Here is a 9182-nt window from a genome sequence, read left to right on the forward strand (position 1 = left end):
GTTCAAAAAAATCCCCAAGCTGCAGCTTAGGGATTTGTGTATAAGAGACAGGCGTTTAATGCTGGCTTTGGATAAAACATTTAATCGTTAAATAAACGCAAATGCGTCAGCAAACATATGTTCTCTTTGCGCATTCTTATCACTGCAGAAACGTTCACGGGCAGCACCTGCCATTTCAAAACGCCCGCAAACATAAATGTCATACGCGGATAAACAAACAAAGTCTTCAGCAACAGCATCTAAAACGTTACCGACTTTACCTTGCCAATTCTCCAGTGCTTCTTCTACTACGGGCACATAAGTAATATTGCCATGTTTTTCAGCTAGCGCCTGCATTTCATCGTTGGCATACAGCTGATCAATACTGCGTCCACCCCAGTAGACAAAGATAGGCTGGGTTAAACCGCGGCTAATGCAATTATCTAACATGCTACGAATATAAGAAAAACCCGTACCGCCAGCAATCATCAGTAGTGGACGCTCACTTTCGTGACGTAGCCATGCATTACCATGTGCAGCATCAATCACCACAGGCTCATTGCAATCTAATGCAGCCTTCATCGCTTCAACGACTTCTAGTGCGTAAGCATTTTGCTCTGCAGCACCAATATGCAGCTCTAATTCGCCTTCTCGGCAAGGACTGCTCGCAATTGAAAATGGACGTTTATCTTTCTCACCCATTACGGCAAGTAAGTATTGTCCGGCTTTGAAATCAATTGCCTGCTCAGGCTGTAGCAATATACGGTAAGTATTTGCGGCTAAGGGTTGTACTGACTTTACTAAACACTGGATAGACATGGTTTTCCTCTAGTCTAACGTTAACACCAAGTCGCTTTCTGCCATCGCTTGGCAGGTAAAAATCCACCCTTCAGCTTGTTCGTTTTCTGTGAGCATAGGCTCTAACTGATAACTGACTTCACCGGATGTTTTGCGGCACATGCACATAGCACATGCTCCTACCTGACAACGATTGGGAAAAGCGATGCCTGCGTCGAGCGCTGCTTGTAATACCGTTTGCTGCGTTGACGCAGTAAAGGTGATGTTATGTGGCAACAGGCGTACTTGGTACATAATAGTTTCTCTGGCTGATCAAGCTCTAATGATCAGCGTTAAATAACAATAACTCTATCGCTCAGTATAGCGATAAACAGTTAGTTCTCGATCCCAAGTTGTGGCCATATTGCATCAACACGCGCAACAACATCTGGGTTTTTAGTAATTGGGTTGCCCCACTCTCGTTTAATCGTATCAGGCCATTTATTAGTCGCATCAAAGCCAAGTTTGCTACCTTGGTGCGCGGTTTGCGATGATGAACTATCTGATAGCGCATTTAATTGTGCTTCTATCAATACCGTATCACGGCTTGGATCCATACGTGTAGTGATCGCCCAAATAACATCATTCCAATCACGGACGTTGACGTCTTGATCACACAAGATGACAAATTTTGCATCAGTAAACTGCGCCATAAAGTCCCAAAGCCCAGTCATCACCCGCCGTGCTTGCCCTGATTCCGTATTGGTGATGCTGACTAAAACCATTTGGTTATCAACTGCTGCTGGCGGTAAATAGATATCAACAATTTCAGGAAATTGCTGGCGTAATTTTGTAATACCAGCTTCAATGTCAAAGCTGTTATCTAATGTGCTGACAACACTTGCTGTACTTGCTAACTCAGCGTCCCACTTCACCGTCGCATCTAAGCCCATTTTAGAGCCAAGACCAACCACTGGAGAGGCAAAATCTAAGGAATCGATCGGCGTGTTATCAATAAATAACGTATCACGTACTGGTTCCATATGAGTTGTCATAGCTTCTACCACACTATCCCAATTGCGCGCATCAACACTCTCATCACACACAATCACATATTTGGTATACATGAACTGACGCAGGAAAGACCACACACCCATCATCACCCGCTTGGCGTGACCTGGATATTGCTTCTTCATCGTCACTACCGCCATGCGGTATGAGCACCCTTCTGGTGGCAGGTAAAAATCGGTGATTTCAGGAAATTGCTTTTGCAAAATAGGCACAAATACTTCATTGAGTGCCACTCCCAATACTGCAGGCTCATCTGGCGGACGACCAGTGTAAGTGCTGTGGTAGATAGGATCGTTACGCATGGTGATATGCGTGATGGTAAAGACGTGATGGCGCTCTTTCTCATTGTAGTAACCGGTGTGATCACCATACGGACCTTCATCAGCAAATTCTTCAGGGTCGATATAGCCTTCCATGACAATTTCTGCGCTGGCAGGCACATCTAAATCATTAGTTAAACTTTTCACCACTTCAGTACGGCGACCACGCAGTAAGCCGGCAAAAGCATACTCAGATAAGGTATCAGGAATTGGCGTTACAGCCCCTAAAATCGTTGCAGGATCAGCACCAAAAGCGACGGTGATAGGGAATTTTTCTCCGGGATGAGTTTCCATCCAATCACGTAAATCAAGTGCTCCACCACGGTGAGCAAGCCAACGCATGATGATTTTATTTTTAGCAATTTTTTGCTGACGATAAATACCTAAATTTTGGCGTTTTTTATGCGGCCCTTTGGTGATCGTTAATCCCCACGTAAGCAACGGTGCAACATCATCAGGCCAACAGCTCATTACAGGGATTTTATCTAAATCGACGTCATCGCCTTGCCACACAATTTCTTGGCACGGCGCATTGCGCAGACGCTTCACTGGCATATTAAGCACTTGCTTAAACGCAGGTAATTTATCTAATGCTTCACGAAAACCTCGTGGCGGCTCAGGCTCTTTTAAATATGCCAACAGCTTACCAACTTCACGCAATTCTTTAACTTCAGAGCGCCCCATCCCCATTGCTACTCGTTGTGGGGTACCAAACAAGTTGGCAAGTACCGGCATATCGTAGCCAATAGGATTTTCAAATAATAACGCGGGGCCACCAGCACGTAAGGTGCGATCGCTAATTTCCGTTATTTCCTGATCTGGATCGACAGCCTGCTTAATTCGCTTCAACTGCCCGTTCTGTTCTAAATAGGCAATGAAGTCTCGCAGATCCTTGAATTTCATATCTGATACCACGATTGAGCTACGCCTTTAATATCAAAGATAGAGGCGCAGGGATGAGAATGATTTTCGCTAGTATAACCAGTTGTGCGCACTAAAACACCCATCAACAGATGCTAATTTCATCACAAAAAAGAGAAAAAATAGCGCGATAATCCTTATAAAAACAAAGACTATTTATGAGTTATTGAAGGGATTTGTCTTGTCGGTAATATTTCTTTTATATGCGCGATTAAATCAGGATCAGTACTGATTGCTAACAATTGTTGTAACCAATGATCATGACCTTGTTTCATCAAATAGGGAGTGATGAGTGATCGTTCAATCTGATCACCTAGTTGTATCTGCAAAAACGATTTCGCCATTTCGGGTAATGGATTAAAAGACGTCAATGCGCGATAAGCAGGCTCTTTGAGTGAAGGGTTTGAAGTCGCTGCAATTAACTGGCTAACTACAAAATCAGAAGCTGGTGTACTGGATAAGCGTTGTATTTCCGCCAAGCTGTATTGATCGGTACGACGACGCCACAGTAAATCATATAATTTACTGTCATCAGAATAAGCAGCTAGGACGGCAAGAATACTGTTATCAGGTAACCATATTAACTGAGGATCAGAATGAAACTGCTCGACTAAGGCATTTATTGCTGAATCAGATAATTGCGGGATAGCACGCACTATCACTTGGCTGCGCTTTTGTTGCTGCTCTAAGTCACCAGAAAGCCATTCAGATAGAGTAAGTTGTCCTTGTTCCAGTTGCACCGTTGCACGTTGGCTTATCAGTTCTTTTTTCCACTCACGCAATAAACTGTTCGCTTGATTACTATAGAAAAAAGCCATCCTTTGCACCGTATAGCCATCACCTTGTTCTGTGATAGTAAACGGCGATTGTCGCTCTGCTTGAATGGTTAACCATGCAATACGCGCTGCGTTAAAGTGCCTTACTTCACTGGCATATTGAATTAATTGGCTACGGGCAACCTCTTGTGTCAAAGCAGGAAGTTGATCGAGTAAAATTTCCAATGACTGAAAATCACTGTGATCATAATAAGGTTTGAGGGTTTCAATATGCGCAACAAATTGAGGCATTGTTTGAATATGTTGAATTTTCGCTTCAGTGACTTCTAGCGCAGAAACAGGCTGTAATACACTCGCGATCAGTAAGCTTAACGCACACCATCGTCGTAACATAATACCTCCTTGTTTAGTCAAACACGCATAATCCATTACCTATACAATCTCAGTATGCGGCAATTTCTGCAATAAAAAACGCCGCCCGTAGGCGACGTTTTTAATAAATGTGACTCAGTTCAGCGAATTATGATTTCTGGCGACGCATCGCATCAAAGAATTCATCGTTAGTCTTCGTCATTGATAGCTTATCAATTAAGAATTCCATGCTGTCAGTCTCGCTCATTGGGTGAACGATCTTACGTAGAATCCACATCTTCTGTAGCTCGTCAGCTTTCGCCAATAGCTCTTCACGACGTGTACCAGAGCGGTTGATATCAATAGCAGGGAACACGCGTTTCTCAGCGATCTTGCGAGAAAGGTGAAGTTCCATGTTACCTGTACCTTTAAATTCTTCGTAGATAACTTCATCCATCTTAGAGCCAGTATCCACTAGCGCTGTTGCGATGATAGTTAAGCTACCGCCTTCTTCTACGTTACGTGCAGCACCGAAGAAACGCTTAGGACGGTGAAGGGCGTTAGCATCAACACCACCTGTTAATACCTTACCAGAGGAAGGAATAACAGTGTTATATGCACGCGCTAGACGGGTAATTGAGTCAAGCAGGATAACCACATCTTTCTTGTGCTCAACAAGACGTTTTGCTTTTTCAATTACCATTTCTGCCACTTGTACGTGACGAGATGCTGGCTCATCGAACGTTGATGCAATTACTTCACCTTTAACTAGGCGCTGCATCTCGGTTACTTCTTCAGGACGTTCGTCGATAAGCAATACCATCAACTCACACTCAGGGTGGTTGTGGGCAATACTTTGGGCAATGTTTTGAAGCAGCATTGTTTTACCCGCTTTTGGCGGCGCAACAATCAGACCACGTTGGCCTTTACCAATTGGTGATGCTAAATCAAGAACACGTGCGGTGATGTCTTCTGTAGAACCGTTACCACGTTCCATACGCATACGTGAGTTTGCATGCAGTGGAGTAAGGTTTTCAAATAGGATCTTATTGCGAGCGTTGTCAGGCTTGTCGTAGTTTACTTCATTAACTTTCAGTAGTGCGAAGTAACGCTCACCGTCTTTCGGTGGACGGATCTTTCCGGCAATGGTATCGCCAGTACGTAAGTTAAAACGACGGATTTGGCTTGGTGATACGTAAATATCATCAGGGCCTGCAAGGTAAGAACTATCAGCGCTACGAAGGAAGCCGAAGCCATCTTGTAAAATTTCTAGAACACCATCGCCAAAAATATCCTCACCACTCTTCGCATGCTGCTTAAGGATGGAGAAGATGATGTCTTGCTTTCTCAAGCGGGCAAGGTTTTCTAATCCTAAACTTTCGCCAAGTGATACCAACTTTGAAATCGGTTGGCTCTTTAGTTCTGTAAGGTTCATAGTGGTGGGTTTCTTGTCTGTCAAAATCGGGGTTCTATATTAGTTGAGATAAAGATGACCAATAGGGCCTGGTCAAGAAATGAACGAAAATGTAATTTCTGTGCGCTACGGTAACACTAAACGTTCTATCCGTCTAGCATAGACGTTAGACAAACCATGTACAACTTAGAAATTGTCCATGGTTTGTAAAATTGCACTTACAAGTTCGCGTCTAAGAACTCTTTAAGCTGTGTTTTCGACAGTGCGCCAACCTTTGTTGCCGCTACACCACCGTCTTTAAACAGTAGTAATGTCGGAATACCACGAATACCAAACTTAGGCGGTGTCTCCGCATTCTGATCAATATTTAATTTACCGATCGTTAGCTTGCCTTCGTATTCATCAGCGATTTCGTCAAGAATAGGGGCAATCATTTTACATGGACCACACCATTCAGCCCAAAAATCGACTAATACCGGGCCAGCAGCATTGATTACATCAGTGTCAAAACTCGCATCTGTAAGCTGCACAATCTTGTCGCTCATCTTCCACTCCAACAGTTGATTTTGTTAGCTGATCTTATTTTAACCAGCAAATCGTTGTCCTATTTGAATGGAATACGTTTCGTATTGCAACCCTAAGCTGATATTCTATAGCAATGAAGACGACTCACATCACAGAGCGGAAATTTGCCGAGCTAGGGTTAAACCCTCTAGTTTTAAAAGGATTGGATGATAAAGGGTTCCATAATTGTACCCCGATCCAAGCCTTGGCATTGCCAGTTATGCTCACTGGCCATGATATCGCGGGACAGGCTCAAACAGGTACGGGTAAAACCATTGCCTTCCTAACCGCTACTTTTAACCATTTATTGGAGAATGCTGCACCTGCACATCGTAAAACCAATCAACCGCGAGCCATCATCATGGCGCCTACGCGTGAATTGGCGATCCAAATTTATAATGATGCATCATCACTGATCGCTAGCACGGGCTTAAAAGCAGGCCTTGCTTACGGTGGCGAACCTTACGAGAAGCAAAAAGCAATTCTTGATGAGGGTGTGGATATCTTAATCGGTACGTGTGGCCGTATTATTGATTTCTACAAGCAACGTGTTATTGATTTAGCAAGCATCCAAGTGGTGGTACTTGATGAAGCCGATCGTATGTTCGATTTAGGTTTTATTAAAGACATTCGCTTCTTGTTCCGTCGTATGCCAGCACCAAGCGAGCGTTTAAGCCTGCTATTTTCTGCCACATTGTCCTACCGTGTGAAAGAATTAGCATTTGAACATATGAATAGCCCTGAGAGCGTTGTAGTAGAGCCGGAACAAAAAACGGGCCACCGCATTCAAGAAGAATTGTTCTACCCATCTAACCAAGAAAAAATGCGTTTACTACAAACGTTGATCGAGGAAGAATGGCCAGAGCGTGCAATTATTTTTGCTAATACCAAACACCGTTGTGAAGATGTTTGGGGCCACTTAGCCGCTGACGGACACCGTGTTGGTTTGCTAACCGGCGATGTGCCACAGAAAAAACGCGAGCGTATTTTGGATCAATTCACAAAAGGTGACGTTGATATCTTAGTCGCAACCGATGTCGCTGCACGTGGTTTGCATATTCCAGCAGTAACACACGTATTTAACTACGATCTCCCTGATGATGCAGAAGATTATGTACACCGTATTGGTCGTACAGGTCGTGCTGGTCTAAGTGGTCACTCAATTAGTTTTGCTTGTGAAGAATACGCGATTAACCTAACTGCTATTGAAACTTACATTGAACATGGTATTCCACAGTCCAAGTATGATTCAGAAGCATTGTTAGACGATCTTCCAGCACCGATCCGCCTACAACGAAATCCTCGTCAAGGTGGTCGCCGTAATACTCAACGCCAAGGCCAAGGTCAAGGGCAGCAACGTTCGCGCAATAATCGCCGTCGTCCGCCTCAAAACAACAAGCCTGCGTAATAACGATAAGTAATGTATGTCCATGGAAAGAAATTCAGTATCACCGCTTTATGCCGCCATTGATCTTGGCTCAAACAGTTTCCACATGTGGATTGTACGCGAAGTGAATGGCAGTGTTCAGACACTCGCGAAAATCAAACGTAAAGTGCGTTTAGCCGCAGGTCTTAACAACCAAAATGTACTCAGTGAAGAAGCGATGCAGCGTGGTCTTGATTGTTTGGCTCTGTTTGCTGAACGCTTACAAGACATCAAAGCTGACCATATCCGTATTGTTGGTACTGCCGCATTACGCACTGCGGTGAACGCAGAAGAATTTCTTTCCAAGGCGAAAGCGATCCTTGGTTATCCGGTTAATATTATTCCGGGTGAAGAAGAAGCTCGCATTATCTATCAAGGGGTGGCACACACCTCTGGCGGTAGTGATGAGCGCTTAGTGGTCGATATTGGCGGTGCGAGCACAGAAGTCATTATCGGCAAAGGGTTTGATAGCAGTGCCTTAACCAGCTTAAAAATTGGTTGTGTGACATGGCTTGAGCGTTACTTTAAAGATCGCTACCTTACCTCAGCCAACTTCGATGCGGCGATTAATGGCGCGAAAGAAGTGATTGATCCGATCATTGAACGCTACACTGAATTAGGTTGGGAATCTTGTGTCGGGGCGAGTGGTACCGTTCAAGCGTTACAAGAAATTATGTTAGCGCAAGGGATGGATGAAATCATCACCCTACAAAAGCTCAAGCGTCTACAACGCCAAGCCATGCAATATGAACGTCTAGAAGATCTTGATATTGAAGGTCTTACGTTAGAACGTGCTTTGGTATTCCCAAGTGGGCTATCAATTTTAATTGCCCTATTTGAGTCATTAAAAATTGATTCTATGACCTTAGCCGGTGGTGCTCTACGTGAAGGCATGGTTTATGAAATGATGGATCAAATGCGCCATCATGATGTATGTACTCGTACCATAAACAGTGTCCAGCAACGCTTTCAAATTGATACCGAACATGCCGATATTGTCAACGATATGGCAATGTCGATGTTAAGCCAATGCCCTAATTGGCAACTAGAGCCTCAAGCTCAAAACTTATTGGAAGCAGCGGTAAAACTGCATGAAATTGGGACAAGTATTGAATTTAAGAAAGGTGCAGATCATGCAGCTTATCTAATCAAGCACCTAGATCTTCCTGGTTTTACCCGTGCTCAGCGTAATTTACTGGCCGAAATATTACGTCGTTACACAGGATCCCTCACCAGCTTACCTGAGCAACATGCACTCTCAGCTCAAAGCGCTGCGCGATTACTGCGTTTATTACGTATTGCCGTGATTATGTGTCACCGTCGTGATACTAATTGTTTACCACCATTTAGCCTGCAAGTTGATAACGATAAGTTAACGTTACTGCTGCCAGCAAAATGGCTGATCAACAACCCGCTAACGCGTAGCGAGCTACACCAAGAAGCAACCCGTCAAACAGATATGGGTTGGCCAATGGTCGTGACATCGCAAGACTAAATATTATATTCGATCAAAAAAGGCTCCTTTTAGGCTGTCTCTTATACACAAATCCCTAAGCTGCAGCTTGGGGATTTTTTTGAACTAA

Annotated in this window: 8 protein-coding genes; 2 read left to right on the forward strand and 6 right to left on the reverse strand. The window is 43.9% G+C overall.

All coding sequences use genetic code 11. The features are described 5' to 3' along the window. Positions 1 to 87 precede the first annotated feature (87 nt). The 6 genes from fre to trxA form a co-directional block, all read right to left on the reverse strand. Positions 88 to 798, reverse strand: coding sequence for an NAD(P)H-flavin reductase (fre, locus tag I3259_RS19350; RefSeq protein WP_045084676.1), 711 nt, complete (start codon positions 796 to 798; stop codon positions 88 to 90). Between the two features lie 9 nt (positions 799 to 807). After that, complete coding sequence (locus I3259_RS19355) at positions 808 to 1074, reverse strand: 2Fe-2S iron-sulfur cluster-binding protein (RefSeq protein WP_045084675.1); 267 nt, start codon at positions 1072 to 1074, stop codon at positions 808 to 810. Positions 1075 to 1151: 77 nt separating this feature from the next. Then, the gene (ubiD, locus tag I3259_RS19360; RefSeq protein ID WP_238031331.1) at positions 1152 to 3050 is read right to left on the reverse strand and encodes a 4-hydroxy-3-polyprenylbenzoate decarboxylase; all 1899 of its coding nucleotides are present in this window, start codon (positions 3048 to 3050) and stop codon (positions 1152 to 1154) included. Positions 3051 to 3220: 170 nt separating this feature from the next. Beyond that, positions 3221 to 4237, reverse strand: coding sequence for a hypothetical protein (locus tag I3259_RS19365; protein WP_238031332.1), 1017 nt, complete (start codon positions 4235 to 4237; stop codon positions 3221 to 3223). Positions 4238 to 4364: 127 nt separating this feature from the next. Then, complete coding sequence (gene rho / locus I3259_RS19370; protein WP_005372168.1) at positions 4365 to 5630, reverse strand: transcription termination factor Rho; 1266 nt, start codon at positions 5628 to 5630, stop codon at positions 4365 to 4367. Positions 5631 to 5827: 197 nt separating this feature from the next. Further along, on the reverse strand, positions 5828 to 6154 hold the full coding sequence (gene trxA / locus I3259_RS19375; RefSeq protein WP_005372169.1) for a thioredoxin TrxA: 327 nt from the start codon (positions 6152 to 6154) through the stop codon (positions 5828 to 5830). Between the two features lie 113 nt (positions 6155 to 6267). Between trxA and rhlB the strand changes: the two genes are divergently transcribed. Then, on the forward strand, positions 6268 to 7581 hold the full coding sequence (rhlB, locus tag I3259_RS19380; RefSeq protein ID WP_238031333.1) for an ATP-dependent RNA helicase RhlB: 1314 nt from the start codon (positions 6268 to 6270) through the stop codon (positions 7579 to 7581). 22 nt (positions 7582 to 7603) lie between these two features. Continuing rightward, positions 7604 to 9094, forward strand: coding sequence for a guanosine-5'-triphosphate,3'-diphosphate diphosphatase (gene gppA, locus I3259_RS19385; protein WP_238031334.1), 1491 nt, complete (start codon positions 7604 to 7606; stop codon positions 9092 to 9094). Positions 9095 to 9182 lie beyond the last annotated feature (88 nt).

The organism is Photobacterium sp. Ph5 (assembly GCF_022129445.1).
GTDB lineage: Bacteria > Pseudomonadota > Gammaproteobacteria > Enterobacterales > Vibrionaceae > Photobacterium.